Origin of the sequence: Clostridium pascui, assembly GCF_016908015.1 — a bacterium.
Taxonomy (GTDB): Bacteria; Bacillota; Clostridia; order Clostridiales; family Clostridiaceae; genus Clostridium_AK; species Clostridium_AK pascui.
Genome location: NZ_JAFBDB010000002.1, coordinates 468,315 through 485,771, shown reverse-complemented (window position 1 = coordinate 485,771; position 17,457 = coordinate 468,315). Strand labels below are relative to the sequence as shown.

Annotated in this window: 11 protein-coding genes; all 11 read right to left on the bottom strand. The window is 31.9% G+C overall.

Translation table 11 applies throughout. From position 1 onward, the window contains the following. Nucleotides 1-99 precede the first annotated feature (99 nt). The 11 genes from hutH to JOC70_RS07350 all read right to left on the bottom strand — a co-directional run bounded on the left by hutH (nt 100) and on the right by JOC70_RS07350 (nt 17,418). Entirely contained in the window at nt 100-1,644 is a 1,545-nt protein-coding gene (gene hutH, locus JOC70_RS07400) for a histidine ammonia-lyase (protein ID WP_204598249.1), read from the bottom strand. A 118-nt stretch (nt 1,645-1,762) separates the two neighbouring features. Then, complete coding sequence (locus JOC70_RS07395; protein ID WP_204598248.1) at nt 1,763-3,073, bottom strand: Na+/H+ antiporter family protein; 1,311 nt, start codon at nt 3,071-3,073, stop codon at nt 1,763-1,765. Nucleotides 3,074-3,095: 22 nt separating this feature from the next. Beyond that, nucleotides 3,096-3,923 (bottom strand): histidine racemase CntK family protein, encoded by an 828-nt coding sequence (locus JOC70_RS07390; protein WP_481128507.1) that lies wholly within the window; start codon nt 3,921-3,923, stop codon nt 3,096-3,098. A 529-nt stretch (nt 3,924-4,452) separates the two neighbouring features. Beyond that, a complete protein-coding gene (locus JOC70_RS07385) occupies nt 4,453-5,769 on the bottom strand; it encodes a YjiH family protein (RefSeq protein ID WP_204598246.1) in 1,317 nt (438 codons plus the stop codon). Between the two features lie 94 nt (nt 5,770-5,863). Next, on the bottom strand, nt 5,864-8,926 hold the full coding sequence (locus tag JOC70_RS07380; protein WP_204598245.1) for an ATP-binding protein: 3,063 nt from the start codon (nt 8,924-8,926) through the stop codon (nt 5,864-5,866). A gap of 97 nt (nt 8,927-9,023) precedes the next feature. Continuing rightward, nucleotides 9,024-9,623, bottom strand: a complete 600-nt coding sequence (locus tag JOC70_RS07375; RefSeq protein WP_243429083.1) for a trimeric intracellular cation channel family protein — start codon at nt 9,621-9,623, stop codon at nt 9,024-9,026. A 177-nt stretch (nt 9,624-9,800) separates the two neighbouring features. After that, nucleotides 9,801-11,057, bottom strand: a complete 1,257-nt coding sequence (gene hutI, locus JOC70_RS07370; RefSeq protein WP_204598243.1) for an imidazolonepropionase — start codon at nt 11,055-11,057, stop codon at nt 9,801-9,803. An 8-nt stretch (nt 11,058-11,065) separates the two neighbouring features. Next, nucleotides 11,066-11,971: a glutamate formimidoyltransferase gene (gene ftcD / locus JOC70_RS07365; RefSeq protein WP_204598242.1), complete on the bottom strand. Its 906-nt coding sequence runs from the start codon at nt 11,969-11,971 to the stop codon at nt 11,066-11,068. Between the two features lie 227 nt (nt 11,972-12,198). Beyond that, nucleotides 12,199-14,226, bottom strand: coding sequence for a urocanate hydratase (locus JOC70_RS07360; protein WP_204598241.1), 2,028 nt, complete (start codon nt 14,224-14,226; stop codon nt 12,199-12,201). 233 nt (nt 14,227-14,459) lie between these two features. Further along, nucleotides 14,460-15,803: a sigma 54-interacting transcriptional regulator gene (locus JOC70_RS07355; RefSeq protein ID WP_204598240.1), complete on the bottom strand. Its 1,344-nt coding sequence runs from the start codon at nt 15,801-15,803 to the stop codon at nt 14,460-14,462. After that, nucleotides 15,796-17,418 (bottom strand): transporter substrate-binding domain-containing protein, encoded by a 1,623-nt coding sequence (locus tag JOC70_RS07350; protein WP_204598239.1) that lies wholly within the window; start codon nt 17,416-17,418, stop codon nt 15,796-15,798. The genes JOC70_RS07355 and JOC70_RS07350 overlap by 8 nt, the downstream gene beginning before the upstream one ends. Nucleotides 17,419-17,457 lie beyond the last annotated feature (39 nt).

The following is a 17,457-nucleotide window of genomic DNA, read 5'->3' as shown; positions in this document are numbered from 1 at the left end:
TGCATACTTCTGTTTTTATAAAGTAAAATTTAGGTATGCCTTAGTTATTGTTATATGATAAAAAGCCATCTCACTATTAATGGTGAGATGGCTCTTCTTTTAGTGCTCTAATTCAACTACCTTTTCAACTGCTGCTAATAACTTTCCGCTGCTTATTAATTCTGTAGCTTTATCTAATTCTTTATACATTTGTATATCAGTATCAAATTCTATGAAGTTTAAAGCTTGTCTTACTACTTTGTATGCTTCTTTAGTTCCTTTTCCCAATTCAAATCCTTTATCTTTTCTAAAATCTATAGCTTGGCATGCTGCCATCATTTCTGTTGCTACTACTCTCTTAGCATTGTCGATTATATCTCTTGCCTTTCTTGCAGCTATTGTTCCCATGCTTACTAAGTCCTCTTGATTAGCTGAAGATGGAATGGAGTCTACTGATGCAGGGTGAGCAAGAACTTTATTTTCTGATACTAAAGCTGCTGCTGCATACTGAGTTATCATAAATCCAGAGTTTAATCCACCATGTTTTGCAAGGAATGCTGGTAGATCATTTAACTGATGGTTAATAAGTCTTTCAATTCTTCTTTCTGATACGTTTGCAATTTCTGCTGCTCCAATTCCTAAGAAGTCAAAAGGCTGTGCCATTGGCTCCCCGTGGAAGTTACCTCCAGAAATTACATCCCCTTCTCTTGTTATTATTGGATTGTCTGTAACGGAGTTAATTTCTATTTCAACTTTTTTCTGAACATAATCAATAGTATCCTTGCTAGCTCCATGTATTTGAGGTACACATCTTATGGAGTAAGCATCTTGAACCCTAAGTTCTCCTTGTCTTGTTACATAAGTACTTCCTTCAACTAATTTTAATATATTTCTTGCTGTAGCCATTTGTCCTTCGTGAGCTCTTATTACATGAGTTCTAGGGTCAAACGCATCTGTAATACCTCTTAATGCTTCCATTGAAAGAGCTGCTACTATATCACTAACTTTTAAAAGTTCAATTGCATCATATGTTGCTAATGCTCCTGTTGATGTTAAAACTTGAGTTCCATTTATTAAAGCTAGTCCTTCTTTAGCATCTAATTCAATAACTTGAACACCTGCTTTCTCCATAGCCTCAGAGCCTGTCATTACTTCTCCCTTATATTCAGCTTCACCAAGTCCAAGCATTGGTAAAACCATATGAGCAAGTGGTGCTAAATCTCCTGATGCTCCAAGAGATCCCTTTTCAGGTATTTGTGGATGTACTCCTGCATTTAGCATTGATATTAATGTATTTAATGTTCCTATTCTTATTCCTGAATATCCCTTCGCTAATGCATTTGCTCTTGTTAGCATTATAGTTCTCACTATATCTGTAGAGAATGCTGGTCCATACCCACAAGCATGTGAACGAATAAGATTTTCTTGTAATGTTTTACAATCTTCTTTTGATATACTTACATTACAAAACTCACCAAATCCTGTAGTTACTCCATACACTACTCTTTCATTTTCAACTATATCATCAATAATCTTTCTTGATTCTAATACACTATTTTTAGCTTCCTCACTTAAAGAAACTTTAGCACCATATCTTGCTACAGCTACTACTTCCTCTAAAGTTAAGTCATTTCCATTTAATATTACTTCTCTTATTTCTCTCATTTTAAGTTCCTCCCTTTCAGTTATGTATTTATGTTAATTTCAAACTATTGTTGTCCATATTGTCATAATTATGGAAGAAATTCAGCTAAAGCTGAATTTCAACCTAATTTATAATTTATTATCCTAACATCGTAGCACCAATTAATCCTGCTATGAATAGTGGTATATCATAAAATATAAATGTTGGTACACAAGTATCCCAAATATGATCATGCTGTCCATCTACAGATAATCCAGATGTAGGTCCAAGTGTACTATCAGAAGCTGGTGATCCTGCATCTCCAAGTGCTCCTGCTACACCTAATAAAAGTATGATTGAAGCTGGACTCATTCCAAGCTTTAATCCAAGTGGACAGTATATAGCTGCTATAATTGGAATAGTTCCAAAGGATGTTCCTATTCCCATAGTCACAACTAATCCAACTAAGAGCATCAAGAACGCTCCACCAAATTTTCCTCCAACCATACCTGCTGTAACATTAACTAGTGCTTCTACAGCTCCTGTTTCTCTTAAAACGTTACCATATCCTGCTGCTACAAGCATTACGAAAGCTATGAATCCCATAAGTTTCATTCCGCCATCCATAAGTGAATCTACATCTTTCCATACTATAGATCTTGTTAATACCATAATTATTAAACCTGCTAATGCTCCAAGTGGAAGAGATCCTGTCTTAAGCTGAACTATAAATGCAGCTACTGCTCCAAGTAATGCTAACCAGTGTTTGCTTGTCATCTTTTCATCCATTGCTGCTGCTGCTTCATCAGCCTCATTCATCATCATTTCTCTATATTCTCTTGGTTTTCTATAGAATATGAATACTGCAAGGAATAAACCTACAACCATGCTTAATCCGCCTATCCACATTACTCCTGCAACATCACTAGTAGTTACATTAACTCCATTTTGTATCATTTGGTCTCTTATAATGTTGTGGAATATAAGTCCAAATCCTACTGGTAATGTTACATATGGTGCCTTAAGACCAAAGGTCAATGCACAAGCTACTGCTCTTCTATCTATTTTCATCTTATTCATTATAGGAATTAGTGGCGGTATTAAAATTGGTATAAATGCAATGTGTACTGGGATAAGATTTTGTGAGAAACAAGCCACAAATGCAATAAGTAGTGTAAACACTATGGCTTTTCCCTTAACTATCTTTGCAATTTTCTTTGCAAGTATTGTAGCAAGACCTGTCTTATTAATTGCAACAGCTAATGCTCCAAGTAAAATATAACTTAGTGCTGTTTCTGAGTTTCCACCCATACCTCCTATTAATGTTGACATGGTTTCTCCTATTGGCATTCCAGCCGCTAGTCCTGCAACTACTGCAGCTATAAGTATTGCTAGCATAACATTGAGTTTTAATAGGCACAGTGCTGCCATTATAATAACTGATATTATAACTGGATTTAATAATAGCATAATAATTCCCCCTTTTTTAATTTTATATGTGTAAAGTCCCCTCGGCTACGATGGTGACTTTTCCATCCAATCTTATACTTTTTATTTTTTCTTCATGCCAGTTTACGTGAACTAAAAGTTTGCCACCTGGCTCATTCACTTCTATATTTAAATTTTCCTTTTTATCATAAGATAATGCATACGCTAGTGCTGTAGTACCTGACACACAACTTCTTTCCCAAAATAAGCTTTCAGTTTCTCTTACATATACTAGCGGCTCTAAAAAGTTTTTATGAGGTTCATAAAACATTATTCCAAAAGCATCTAGCTTGTCTAAGTTAGACTTAGATTTAAATTCTTCAAAAAAACTTTCCTTATTCTTTATGCCATCACTGTATACTATGAAGTGAGTTATACCAGGAAGCTCTACTTTGCTTATATTTAATGAACCGTTTTCATAATTAAATGTAATTTCATCTATACCTAGTGGTAAAGGCATATTAATTTTAGAATAAAATTCATTAGATTTTTGGGTAGGTGATACTTCACATAAAACCATATCCTTTGCTCCAGATACCTCTAATTCTACCAAGTATTTATCTTGAAACTTATTTAAACCTGGATAAGAGCTATATACCATATAGGCTGCTAAGGATCTAGCTGCATTTCCACAAAATTCTCCACCCATCATTTGAAGTCTTAAAGTTTCCCTTTTCTTGCCTTCTTCTGTAACTGGTGTTTCAATAAATCCAACTTGTTCTGCATAGACATTGCCATACTGCATTATTTCCTTTGCTACATCCTTATGTATTTTTCTAGGCAGGCTGTCTTTTATAAACACCGTCATATTTTCTACTGGACTTATTTTTATAAAATTTAGCTTTATGCCTGTCCCCTCCCTTCAAATCTTAACCTCATGTTCTACAAATTTATTATATCATAATCTTCGTCAAATAATAGTCTATTGTGAATTTTTTAAAAAATAAAAATATTATTGTGACTTTACACTTTCATTATCCTTAATTATATAACATCTGCTATAATATGGAAATTGGTTCCTTATATTTTCATAGCCTAACTTTGTTTTCCTATTATATGTCCTTATTTTAGGGAACTTTATCGTCAATAAAACGTCAAATGTCTTTATTAATTTCTCAATTTATCAAGCTAAATCATCCTCTTTGTCAACCAAAAATAAATAAAATATTTCAAATTTTCAACACAATGAAATAATTCAGTGATTTATTAAACCATTAACTTACTAGCAAAGCATTTTTTTAATTCATTACCATTTTATCATTTTACCACAATAAACTAATAAAATCACATTAATAAGTGCCACCCACATGGCAAGTGGCAAGTGTTGTTCACTTGCCACTTGCCACATGAGTGGCACTTATTCATAGTATTAATAATGCAATTGGTGCAGCTAATATTAATGTAAATATAGTTCTTTCAATCCAAATTATAATTATATCTTTTAAGCTAATTGGAATATCAGTAGATAAAATACATGGTATTGAAGCCGAGAAGAACAATATAGAAGAAACTGATACCACAGCTATTACAAACTTAGTTACAAGCGGAGCCTTAACTACGAGCATTGCAGGTAAAAACATCTCTGCTATTTCAACTGAAGATGCCTTAGCTGCTAAAAGTGGTTCTGGGATTTTTAATACTAAAGTAAATGGATAAAATATATAACCCAATATGTCAAATATTGGAGTATACTTTGCAAGAACAAGCCCCAAAAATCCTACAGATAATATTGAAGGAAGTATTCCCATTGCCATTATAAGTCCATCTCTTAAGTTATCTTTTATATTCTTGCCTAGTGGTACCGCTTGAGCTGATGATTTCATAGCTTCATTCCAAGCATATTTAATCCTATTTCCCTGTGCAATAGGCTCAGGATCTCCTTCTCCAGTATAATAAGTGTCTGGTTTTTTACTTAACGGGTATATTCTTGCAGTTATTGCAGTTACTATAAATGTAACAATTAAAGTAACCCAAAAATACGTATTCCATATATTCATTATATTCAATGTTTTGCATATTATTATCATAAAGGTAGCAGAAACTGTTGAAAAACCAGTGGCAATTATTGCAGCTTCTTTTACGGTATATTTCCCCTCCTTATATACTCTATTTGTAATTAAAAGAGCCAATGAATAGCTTCCTACAAAAGATGCAACCGCATCTATAGCAGACCTTCCTGGAGTTTTCCAGATAGGTCTCATTATAGGTTGCACCAAAGCTCCCGTAAACTCCATAAGTCCATAGCCAACCAAGAATGCAAGAAACGCTGAACCTATAGGAACTATTACACCTACTGGGATAACTAATTTATTAAACAAAAATGGTGCCATATCAGCTTCAAACATCCAAGCTGGGCCAAGTTTAAAGAATATCATAACTCCAACTATAATTCCTACAAGTTTAAGAATAGAAAATACTAAGGTTACTTTATCCTTATTCCATGTCTTTTTTATAAAGGGATACAACCCTCCAAGAATTATAACTATAAGTGCATAAATATTGACAAGGTTCGGGGATGCCGCCTTAAGAAAGTTTACCATGTGATCAATTGGAATAGTAGAACTCCCTTTAATCTTTATAGGAACAAAGAACATAAATATTCCTATAAGGCTGTATACCAGAAAGCGAAATGTATTAGTAGTATTAGTAGGTGTATTTGTGCCTTTAACTGTTTGCATACAATTCCTCCTATAAACTATTAAACTTTATACTATAATATATTTTATAGGTTTCAAATATATGACTAGTGCCACCCACGTGGGTGGCACTAGTTTAGTTTCCTCTTTTTATAACTTCTATAACCTCAATGCTATATTTATCCCCTGCTTCTTTTAAATATTTAATTGCCTCATCACAATAATAAGATACCTCTTTATCTAAATACTTGCTAAAAACTTTATTTAAAGTTTCATTTAAAATCATATGAGCCTTAATTTCAGCTTTTACCCTATATACTATTCCAAACTCTTGAGGATTTTTAAGCCTCCCCGAATACATATCTGCATTTTTTAAATACTCTAGAGCTTCTGTATAGTTTCCTTCCTTTACATTTAATAGAGATAAAAAAGCTTCTACTATAGATCTTTTCCATATAGAGTCCAATTGACCAAAAATATTATATGCCTTTTCAAAATGTTCTTTTGCTCTGTCATAATCCCCCATGTCAAAGGCTGAAAGTCCTGCATTTATATTAAATATAGATAAACTCACAAGCGCATTTTTATTTTCACATATAGATAATGCTTTATCAAAATAAGAAAGAGCCTCAGAAAACTTCATATTATATCGTCTAATTTCTCCAATATAATTATATGCCGCTGCAATATTTAAAGCATATTTATCTGCAACTTGCCTTGTAACGTTAAATATATTTATAGACTCATTCAAAAGCTTCTCTGCTTCATCATATTTTCCGCACATTATATTATAAAGGCCTTTTAATCTTAAAAGTATTCCTATTTCCTTATGATAATTGCATTCCACTGCTAGGTTCAAAGCTAAATCTATATAATTTACCATAGTTTCTGTATCATTGGTTTGTATGCAATAATATATCATTTGCTTATAACCTTCTAATGCATAATCATTATCCTTTATTTCTACAGATTTTTCTATCATTTCTTTTATAAATATAGTGCCCTCATCATAATTTCCTTCTCTTATAAGATATCTTCCTCTAATATGGAGATATGAAATTTCAATTTTCTTTAATTCATCTCCTGGAGCTTCTCTTTTCTTTACTTCCTTTAAAGACTTTTCTAAATCCTTAAGATGTTTTTCTGTTTGCTGTTTACTAAAATAAGCATACTTATAAGCATTACTTTCTTGATTAAATAATATCGGAAAGAGTTCATGACTAAAGTTCAAATAATAACTTAAACTTTTTATCCTATACCTTAATGCTTCCAGCTCATTATCTCCGCTACTAAAATGGTATATAAGTTTGTGATAAGTGTTTATATCACTCTTATCATTTTTAAGCTGTTTTTCTAATATACTAGCTATCTTACTATGCAAAATTCTCTTTCTACCCTCCGATTGCTTTAGATAAACAAATTCCCTAAGCTTTTGATGGGTAAACTTAAAACTTGTCCCATTTTCTGTGATTACTTCCTTTAAAATAAACCTATTTGTAAGCTCTTCTATTATATCAATTATTTCTAGTTCATCCTTTTGAGTTACATTTTTTATTATTTCTAAAGGTGCTTCATCAAAGAAAAGAGATGCTATATTTAATATTTTTTTTCCTTCTTCAGAAATATATAAAAATCTACTTTGTAGTACATCCTGCATTTTAACAGACATTATATTAGTATCACCTTTAGACTTTAATATATTTAAATATTCAGTTATAAAAAAGGCATTTCCTTCTGTTTCATCATATACCTTTTTAAATACTTCCTTTGAAAAGTTTTTTTGAGGTAATGCCTTGCTCACAAAACTTTCAACTTCTTTCAAATTAAATCTCTCAAGATTTACACAATGTATTTTTTCATATCTTTTCATTGTAGTTATAAAGTTATCTATGTTTTCATCATATTCATTTCTACAAGTCCCTATAAACATTATATCGTTTTTATTTGCATGAAGTATTATACTACTCAGAATAAGCAAACTTAAATTATCCATCCATTGTATGTCATCAAAAATCATTATTATTTTTTTCTTTACTGTTATTTTTTTTAAAATATCTAATAATGCTTCTGCTATCATTTCGCATTTTAAACTATCTAAGTTTTCAAGTAATTTTATATTTGATGCAGCTTTTTTTTCTCCAAACTCAGGAAAAACATTTGCTATAATATCCTCCCACATGGTAGGAATACTAATATTATTAGCTTTTAGAACACTTGATACTTGATAAATTATACTGTTCCATGGCTTTAGTATGTATTCTTTTTCTAATTGATAACAGTTGGTTTCAAATAAGAATACTTCTTTTGTATTTAATCCTTCTAAAAATCTTTCTTTTAGTCGAGATTTACCTATTCCCGCTTCTCCTTTTATTATAATCGAGCGCGCATTAGATGTTCCTTTAATAAAGTTGTTATAATTATTTTCCAGTATTCTAAGCTCATTACATCTTCCATAAAAAAAATTCTTAGCTGCTTTAATGTTCTCTTTATCTGTAGAATTCATTTTATCCAGTATTGAATCAAAAATAGCTGTGGTTTCTTCATCAGGGGTAATCCCAAGTTCTTTATCTAAGATTTCTGTAAGCTTATTATAAAGTTCTAGCGCCTTACTATAGCTGCTATTTTCTTTATAATAACTCATAAGAGTTCTATATGCTTTTTCATCAAATTCATCTATTCTTATTAAAATTTTCGAATATTTTTCTATTAAACTATTTTTTAAATCTCCATTTTTAATTTTAGAAGCTATTTCTTCATATAAAGACGATACATATATACTCTTATAATGTTCTCTTGTTTTATCTAGCCAGCTTTCAAATTCTTCTGCATTTTTCACAAAAAAACCTTGTAAAAGCTCCCCTTCATATTCCTTAATATCTTTCTTATCACTTAGAAACTCATCCACATCTGTTTTTATTTCCATCTCTGGATTTAATAAAATCATAGACTTTTTAGGGGAAATTATAACTTCTTCATCAAATGCTTTCTTTATCTTATATATAGCATTTCTTAAATTCTTCTTTGCTATATCTTCATCTTCCTCCGCCCAAAGCATTCCAGCTAATTCTTCACGGCTAGCCTGTTTATTTATAAGTAAATAATAAAAAAGGGCTTTTACCTTTCCATAAGGAAATAGTACTTCTTGTTCATCCTTTATAACTTTTGGTGTACCAAATAACTTCCCATATATTTTACTCATTTTTACCCCCCAATCATCTTTCTAATTCTCAGGTATTGGAGAGATTTTAATCTCCAACCTCTCATCACTAAATTAAAGTTTTAATACAACTTAATTCTTATTGCTTAACCTTAGCCACTGGTAAATGTAATCCTCTTTTTATTGAAATAATTCTAACTACAAATGTTGCAAAAAAACATATGTATGAAGCTCTATCTATCCCCAAGCTTTTATATGTAAATATAAAACTTATGCCTCCTAGTATGGAAGCTACTGCATATATTTCCTTTTTGAATACAAATGGAATTTCTTTAGCAAACACATCTCGAAGTATTCCTCCTCCAACTCCTGTAAAAAGTCCTAAAGATACTATCATGAAATTTGTAGGAAGTGTATGTAGTGCTACGTTCCCTCCTATAGCAGTAAAGGCTCCAAGTCCTATAGCATCAGAAATTTGCACAAGGTGCGAAAGTTTATTTAGCTTATTATAAAAAACAAAAACTATTATTGCAGTAGCTATGCTTATAAAGCAATTCGTTGGATTTACAAAAGATGTAGGTGGCAGTATTCCTACTATTATATCTCTAAAAATCCCTCCTCCTATAGCTGTAGTTATTGCAAGTATTATAGCCCCAAATATATCCATTTCCTTTCGTATTCCAATTATAGCTCCTGAAAAGGCAAAAGCTACAGTTCCTATAAACTCAAAAGCACTCATAAGGTTCAAATTTTTCTCCCCCATTCTTTGACTTCGTTTACATATTATATTGTAACAAAATTCAGAGCAAAATTAAACACTAAGAGCTTACCCGTTACTAGTATATATTATAAAAGGAAGTTTGCCTTCAACAAACTTCCTCTTATTGCCTAATCATTAGTTAATAGCCAATTCAGCTTACTGGTTAATCATTACCACCATGCCATCTTTAATAGTCTTTTCTACTATATTTACTCCAGTATGATATGGCAAGAATTTATAAGAAGGATATTTTAATATCACTAAATCTGCTTTTTTACCCTCTTCAATACTTCCTATGCTGTCCGCTCTACCTATAGCCGCAGCACCATTTAAAGTCATTGCTGTTATTGCTTCTTCAATACTCATATTCATATATATTGTAGCTAATGCAAACATAAGTGGTATAGAATTTGTAAATCCACTACCTGGATTAAAATCTGTAGCAAGTGCCACAGCACATCCCTTGTCTATCATAAATCTTCCTCTGGCATATGGCTCTTTTAAACAAAATGCTGTAGTTGGAAGAAGAGTACTTACAACCCCTGCCCTTGCCATATCCTCTATTCCCTTATCCGATGCATGTAAAAGATGATCTGCTGACACCGCATTAAGTTCTGCAGCAAGCTCTGCTCCTCCAAGCTGTACTATTTCATCTGCATGAAGTTTTAATTTCATGCCTAATTCCTTAGCTTTTAAAAGTATTTCTCTGGATTCCTCCACTGAAAATACTCCTTTTTCACAAAACACATCACAAAAATCTGCTAAGTTTTCCTTTGCAACTTTTGGCAGCACTTCTTCAATCATGAAATTAATATATTCTTGAGTTCTTCCCTTATATTCATCTGGTACTGCATGAGCACCTAAAAAAGTTTTGCATATATCTACAGGATGATCTTCATTTAATCTATCCATTACTTTAAGTTGTTTCAATTCTGTTTCTAAGTCTAATCCATATCCGCTTTTTCCTTCTACAGTAGTTACTCCAAAGGATAGCATAGAATTTAGCCTTTCTTTCCCCAGTTTATATAACTCTTCTTCAGAAGCATCTCTTGTTCCTCTTACGCTGTTAACTATGCCTCCTCCTCTATTCATGATTTCCATGTAGCTTACCCCGCTAAGTCTCCATGAAAACTCCTCTGCTCTATATCCCCCAAATACAAAATGAGTATGGGAATCTACAAATCCAGGTAATACAGCTTTTCCTTCTGCATCTATAACCTGAAAATCTTCTTGATTATATAACTTTAATATTTCTTCTGTAGTTCCTACCTTCTCAATAATTCCATTTTTTATTACAACTGCTCCATTTTTTATTACATTCAAATTACCCATCTCTTTACCAAAACTTGCTTTATTTCCTAAAGGCGTTACTATTTCTGCTGAATTTATTATTATTAAATTTCCTTTTAACATAAAATCACCTACTCCATTAATTTATATTCTATTACTTGTTCCATAGAAAAATCCTCTAATTGCAAATAGTACACTGCGCTGTTTACTAAAGCTTCCATAGATACAAGTCCACTTATTTCCGTTCCTATAATATTTACCCCAAATTTCTCACTTTCTCTTTTAACCATTTCAAAAACTGTATAAAGTCCTGTTTTATTATAATCCGTTAAAACCACAGCAAGCACCACAGCCTCATCGTTGCTTGGTTTTACTGCCAATGCCCTACAACATTTAAACCCTCTTTCAGAGCCTCGAATGCTTTTACCTATTTTTTTTATAAGTGCATAATTCGATGTGTTGAATTTTATATTAAAGCACACCAAAGGCATTCTAGCCCCTACTATACTGATTCCTCCTGTAGGATGAGGCTTATCTGGTCCAAAATCTGGCTTCCATTCTGGTCTTTTAAGTTTGTTTTTTATCCCTTCATATCCCCCCATCCTTATATTACATAAATCTACTCTATTAGGACTTGAGGCAGATTTTTCATATAAAAATATTGGTATATTATAGTTTAAAGATGCTTCTTTTCCAAACTCTTTCGAAATAACTATAGCTTCTAACATGCTCATGTTCTTTAATGGTATAAAAGGTATCACATCAACAGCTCCAACTCTTGGATGATCCCCAGTATGCTTTTCCATATCTATAAGTTCCAATGCTATCCCCATTGCATTCATCATTGCATTTTTAACATCCTTAGGATTTCCCATTATAACTGCTGATGATCTATTAAATTTTTTATTATAACTATAATCTAAAAGCTTTATACCTTCTATTCCTCTAAATTCATCAATAATTTTATCTATTTTCTTTATATCTGTGCCTTCACTAAAGTTAGGGGCACAAGTTACTATCTTATCCCCATTCCCCATAAATCCTCCACTTACAAGTTTTAATTGTCAACCTTTAGAATATATATTATCTATATATACAAAAACTAGGATAAAGACTTTAGGGGTTAGACACTAGGTACTAGGTTTTGAGATACTTTGTATAATCAAAATCTTCTCATTTCCTATCTCCTAGCACCTTAGCCTAATCCCTAATTTATATCCTCTACTCCTAGTTTACTGAAATCAGTATACTATTAAAAACCAAATTATTTATTAAATACTTTTCCTACTGCTTCTTTCACCATGTTTTCATCTGCAATATATGGTATTGTTATGTGATCAGTTCCTTTATTCATCTTATTGTATTCAACAACAGTTTCTACAGAATGCTCATTTCTAGCCCATGAACGTCTAGCAACTCCGCCCATAACATCCCATGCCATAGCTGATTTTATTATTTCATCTACTCTGTGGCTTCCGTCAAGAACTAATCCAAATCCACCGTTTACAGATTTACCAATTCCAACTCCTCCACCATTATGAAGAGCTATTAAGCTCATTCCTCTTGCAGCATTACCAGCATAGCACTGTACAGCCATATCAGCCATTACGTTACTTCCATCTTTAATATTTGAAGTTTCTCTAAATGGTGAATCTGTACCTGAAACGTCATGATGGTCTCTTCCAAGCATTATAGGACCAACTTCACCTTTTCTAACCATATCATTAAACTTAAGGGCAATATTTACTCTTCCCATAGCATCTTGATATAATATTCTAGCTTCAGTTCCTACAACCAATGCATTCTTTTCAGCATCCTTTATCCAGTTATAGTTATCTCTATCTTGATATCTTCTTTCTGGATCTATGCATTCCATAGCTGCATGATCTGTTTTTCTTAAATCTTCATGTTTTCCGCTTAAGCATACCCATCTAAATGGTCCATATCCATAATCAAATAAATGTGGTCCCATGATATCTTCAACATAGGATGGCCAAATAAATCCATCTTTTTCGTCTATTCCATTTTTAGAGATTTCTTTAACTCCAGCATCATATATAGCCTTCATAAAGGAGTTACCATAGTCAAAGAAATATACTCCTCTTTCAGTTAAAGTCTTGATAACTTCAAAATGCTGTTTTAAAGTCTTGTCTACTAATTCTCTGAACTTAGCTGGGTCTTCTGCTAAAAGTCTTGTTCTTTCTTCAAATGTAATACCTGCTGGGCAATATCCACCTTCATAAACATTATGGCAAGATGTTTGGTCTGAAAGTAAATCTATGTGAATATTATGGTCTACTGCATATTGAAGTAAATCTACTATATTACCATGGTAAGCTATAGACATAGCTTCTTTTTTAGCTTTAGCTTCTTCAGCCATTGCCCAAACTTCTTCTAAGTTTGATGACCATTTTTTAATCCAGCCCTGTTCAAGTCTTGTATCTACTCTTGATTTATCAACTTCGGCAACTATAGCAACACCATTTGCTATTTCTCCTGCTTTACCTTGAGCACCACTCATTCCACCAAGTCCTGAAGTTACAAATATTCTTCCTCTTAAATCTCCATCATTTGGAATTCCAAGTTTTGTCCTTCCTGCATTTAATATAGTGTTAAATGTTCCATGAACAATACCCTGTGGTCCTATATACATCCATCCACCTGCTGTCATTTGTCCATAGTTTGCAACTCCCATTTCTTCAGCGATTTCCCAATCCTTTAAGTTGTCAAACATACCTATCATAAGTGCATTTGTAATTATTACTCTTGGTGCATCTGGCTTAGATTTGAATAATCCTAGAGGATGTCCTGATTCTAGAACTAAAGTTTGATCTTGAGTCATCACTTCTAAGTATTTTTTAATTAATCTGTACTGCATCCAGTTTTGACATACGCTACCTGTTTCTCCGTATGTAACTAATTCATAAGGATAAAGTGCAATATCAAAATCTAAATTGTTGTCTATCATTACCTGAAAAGCTTTACCTTCTATACAATTTCCCTTATATTCATCAATTGGCTTTCCGTAAAGTCTTCCTTCTGGACGGAATCTATATCCATAAATTCTTCCTTTTGTAGTAAGCTCTTCTAAAAATTCCGGAATCAACTCTGCATGATACTTTTCTGGTATATAACGAAGTGCATTTTTAAGCGCTACCTCTGTTTGTGCCTGTGTAAGGTGAAAACCTCTATTTGGAGCTCTTCTTATTCCTTGAACAAACTTAGGCATTTCTGGTAAATAATCATCAAGTTTAATTTCCATAGCTTCTGAAATATCAAAATTTCCTATCATTTTTAAATCCCCCTATATGTTAAATATTTATATTGCGTATTTATCTTACACTCTTATTATATATCAGCTTCGTCGTTAAAACGTCTATGTATTTTATAAATTCAGAAATTTCTAACTTAAAATTCGACTTTTTTGACGTTCCCGTTTATAGACGGTAAAAATGCAAAGCATTTTTTAGTAACCAATATGTTAACCTAGTAACCACTGGCCACTGGTTACTAGGTTAGCAACTATCATAGCTCGTATTCCTTAATCTTATACCTTAAGTTTCTTTCGCTGATCCCCAAAGCTTCAGCAGTATTTTTTCTATTTTGTTTGAATTTCTTTAAGTTATATTCTATAACCTTTTTTTCTATAGTCTTCATATCCTCCCCCACATAAATTGGTATAAGATGATCTTTTAATAGGAGTATATTTTCTGATTCGAAAATTTCAGGAGGTAAATCTTCTTTATCTATATACTCGTTTCTTGTTAACACCACAGCTCTTTCTAATATATTTTGGAGTTCACGTACATTCCCATTAAATTTATACCCTTCTAAAGCTTGTAGCGCTCCTGCTGTTATGCCATTTATTCTCTTTTCAAACTGATTACTATATTTTTTTATAAAATATTCTATGATTTCAGGCATATCTTCCATCCTTTCTCTTAGCGGAGGAATTTGTATATTTATTACGTTTAATCTATAAAATAAGTCTTGTCTAAAATTACCTCTTTTGACCTCTTCCTTTAAATTTTTATTTGTAGCAGATATAAATCTAACGTCCACTTTTATAATTTTATTAGAACCAACAGGTCTTATTTCTTTATCTTGAATTACTCTTAAAAGCTTAGTTTGCAAGTTTATATCCATATCACCTATTTCATCTAGAAATAATGTACCTTCACTTGAAAGTTCTATTATTCCTTTTCTATCCTCCGCTGCACCTGTGAAAGCACCTTTTTTATATCCAAAGAGCTCACTTTCTAAAAGATTATCTGGTATTGCCGAGCAATTTATTACATTGAAAGGCTTGTCCTTTCTTTTTCCATTAAAATGAATCGCCCTTGCAACAAGTTCTTTTCCAGTGCCGCTTTCTCCTGTTATAAATACATTTATGTTTACATCTTTAACTCTATCTATTAGATTGAAAACTTCCTTCATTTTAGAGGAGCTTCCTATTATATTATAATTTTTATCTACCTTATCACTTAAGTATTTTATTTTACTATTTAATCCTATGTATTCCTCAGCCTTTTTCATAAGAATATCAAGCTCTTCCATATTAATAGGTTTTGTAATATAGTAAAACGCTCCATTTTTAATAGCTTCCACAGAAGACTCTATAGTTCCGAATGCAGTCATCATAATTACCATTATTTCTTTGTTTACAATCTTTATTTTTTTCAAAATCTCTATTCCATTTTCATCCCCTAATCTTAAATCTAAAAGTATAATATTTATATCAACTTCATTTATAATAGCTAACGCAGTTTCTTCATTATTTGCTGTGAAAACCTCGTAATCATCTTCTAGGGCAAAGCTTAACGCTGTACATATAGAGCTTTCATCATCAATAACCAATACCTTAAACACTTTCACCATCTCCTAAACTTTTAAATTCTAATATAAATGAAGTTCCCTCACCCTTTGCACTCGATACATGTATCCTTCCACTGTTTTCTTCCATAAGCTGATAGCATACAAAAAGCCCTAATCCTGTTCCTGATGCCTTTGTAGTATAAAATGGATCATATATTTTATTTAACTCATCCTTATCCATACCGCAACCATTATCCTCTATCATTAAATAAATCTTCCCCAAGCTCTCCATAGTACTTATATTTATTATTTTTTTGTCTTTATTAAGTGATTCTATGCCGTTTAGTATTAAGTTTATAATTATTTGCTTAAGATGATTCTTGTCTGCATATATAAATATATTGTTAGGTATCTCTATATTTATTTTTACATTTTCTTTTTGTATTTTATTAGCTGTGAGAGCTAGTATTTTTTCTACGACTTCATATAAATTTGTATTTTCTTTAAATGCCTTTTTAGGTTTAGAATACTCTAAAAGCTCATTTATTAAATTATTAAGTCTTTCTATTTCATAAGGTATATCTTTACTTATCATTTCTCTAAATTTAGGATTATCATATTTTTTAGGAAGCAATTCTGCATAAGTTTTAATAGAAGTTAAAGGATTTCTTATTTCATGTGCTATACCTGCCATTAAGATTCCTAGAGATTCCATCCTATCTTTTTTTCTTAAAGATTCATTAGCCATTTCTAAACTTTTAGTTTTCTTTTCTACTTCTTCTTTAAGCTTATCATTCCACATATACATTAAAAAAAGCACTATAAGAAAAATGCACATGGCTATTAATGAATATTTAAGTGTATTCCTTACATACCAATTAGAGTACTTAAAAGATTGTCCAAACCATTTTGTATAAATCATATCATAAGTGCCATTTTCTTTTATTTCTTTTATGCCCTTGTTCAAGAGTTCTAAAGTTGCCTTGTCTCCTTTTCTTACTGCAATGCTATATGCTGTAGAATTCAAAGGACCACCCACAATTTTCAGCTTGTTATTGATACTTAGCTTATTTGCATAATACACGCCGGTTAATGTATTACCTATAAAAGCATCTACTTCTTTACTTAAAAGCTTCTTAAAAGCATCTTCTTGATCCTTTGTAAATATTATCTTTACCCCTTCCATGTTTTGTAAATTATTAACAGCTACATCCCCCTTTTGTATAGCTACTGTATGCTGAACCAAATCCTCATATTTATTTAAGTAATTATTTTCATTTAACACAAAAATACTTTGGGAATTTGTAAGTATTTCTTCAGAAAAATCATATAGCTTATCCCTTTCAGTAGTTCGCTTCATTCCTTCTATTATATCTACTTCTCCCTGCTTAAGCTTTTCACAGGCATCTTCCCATTTCATAGGAGTAAATTTAACTTCCATTCCGCTTCTCAGTGCCACAGCTCTTATTAAATCCACATTAAATCCTACATATGTATGACTTTCATCTAAATACTCAAATGGCGGAAAGTTTATATCACCTGCAACTTCTAGCACAACATTTTGTGGCTGTTTTATATCGGGTTTATTTTTATAGATATAGAATATCGCTGAGACTATTATTGGTATAATCAAAATAAGTATTAATCTTTTTTTACTAATTCCACTCACAGTTATCCCCCTTTCTTATATAGACAGTTAGTATTAATT

Excerpts from the sequence above, each read along its gene's own strand:
- hutH (WP_204598249.1), bottom strand. The coding sequence starts at position 1,644 with ATGAGAGAAATAAGAGAAGTAATATTAAATGGAAATGACTTAACTTTA.
- JOC70_RS07395 (WP_204598248.1), bottom strand. The coding sequence starts at position 3,073 with ATGCTATTATTAAATCCAGTTATAATATCAGTTATTATAATGGCAGCA.
- JOC70_RS07385 (WP_204598246.1), bottom strand. The coding sequence starts at position 5,769 with ATGCAAACAGTTAAAGGCACAAATACACCTACTAATACTACTAATACA.
- JOC70_RS07380 (WP_204598245.1), bottom strand. The coding sequence starts at position 8,926 with ATGAGTAAAATATATGGGAAGTTATTTGGTACACCAAAAGTTATAAAG.
- JOC70_RS07375 (WP_243429083.1), bottom strand. The coding sequence starts at position 9,623 with ATGAGTGCTTTTGAGTTTATAGGAACTGTAGCTTTTGCCTTTTCAGGA.
- hutI (WP_204598243.1), bottom strand. The coding sequence starts at position 11,057 with ATGTTAAAAGGAAATTTAATAATAATAAATTCAGCAGAAATAGTAACG.
- ftcD (WP_204598242.1), bottom strand. The coding sequence starts at position 11,971 with ATGGGGAATGGGGATAAGATAGTAACTTGTGCCCCTAACTTTAGTGAA.
- JOC70_RS07360 (WP_204598241.1), bottom strand. The coding sequence starts at position 14,226 with ATGATAGGAAATTTTGATATTTCAGAAGCTATGGAAATTAAACTTGAT.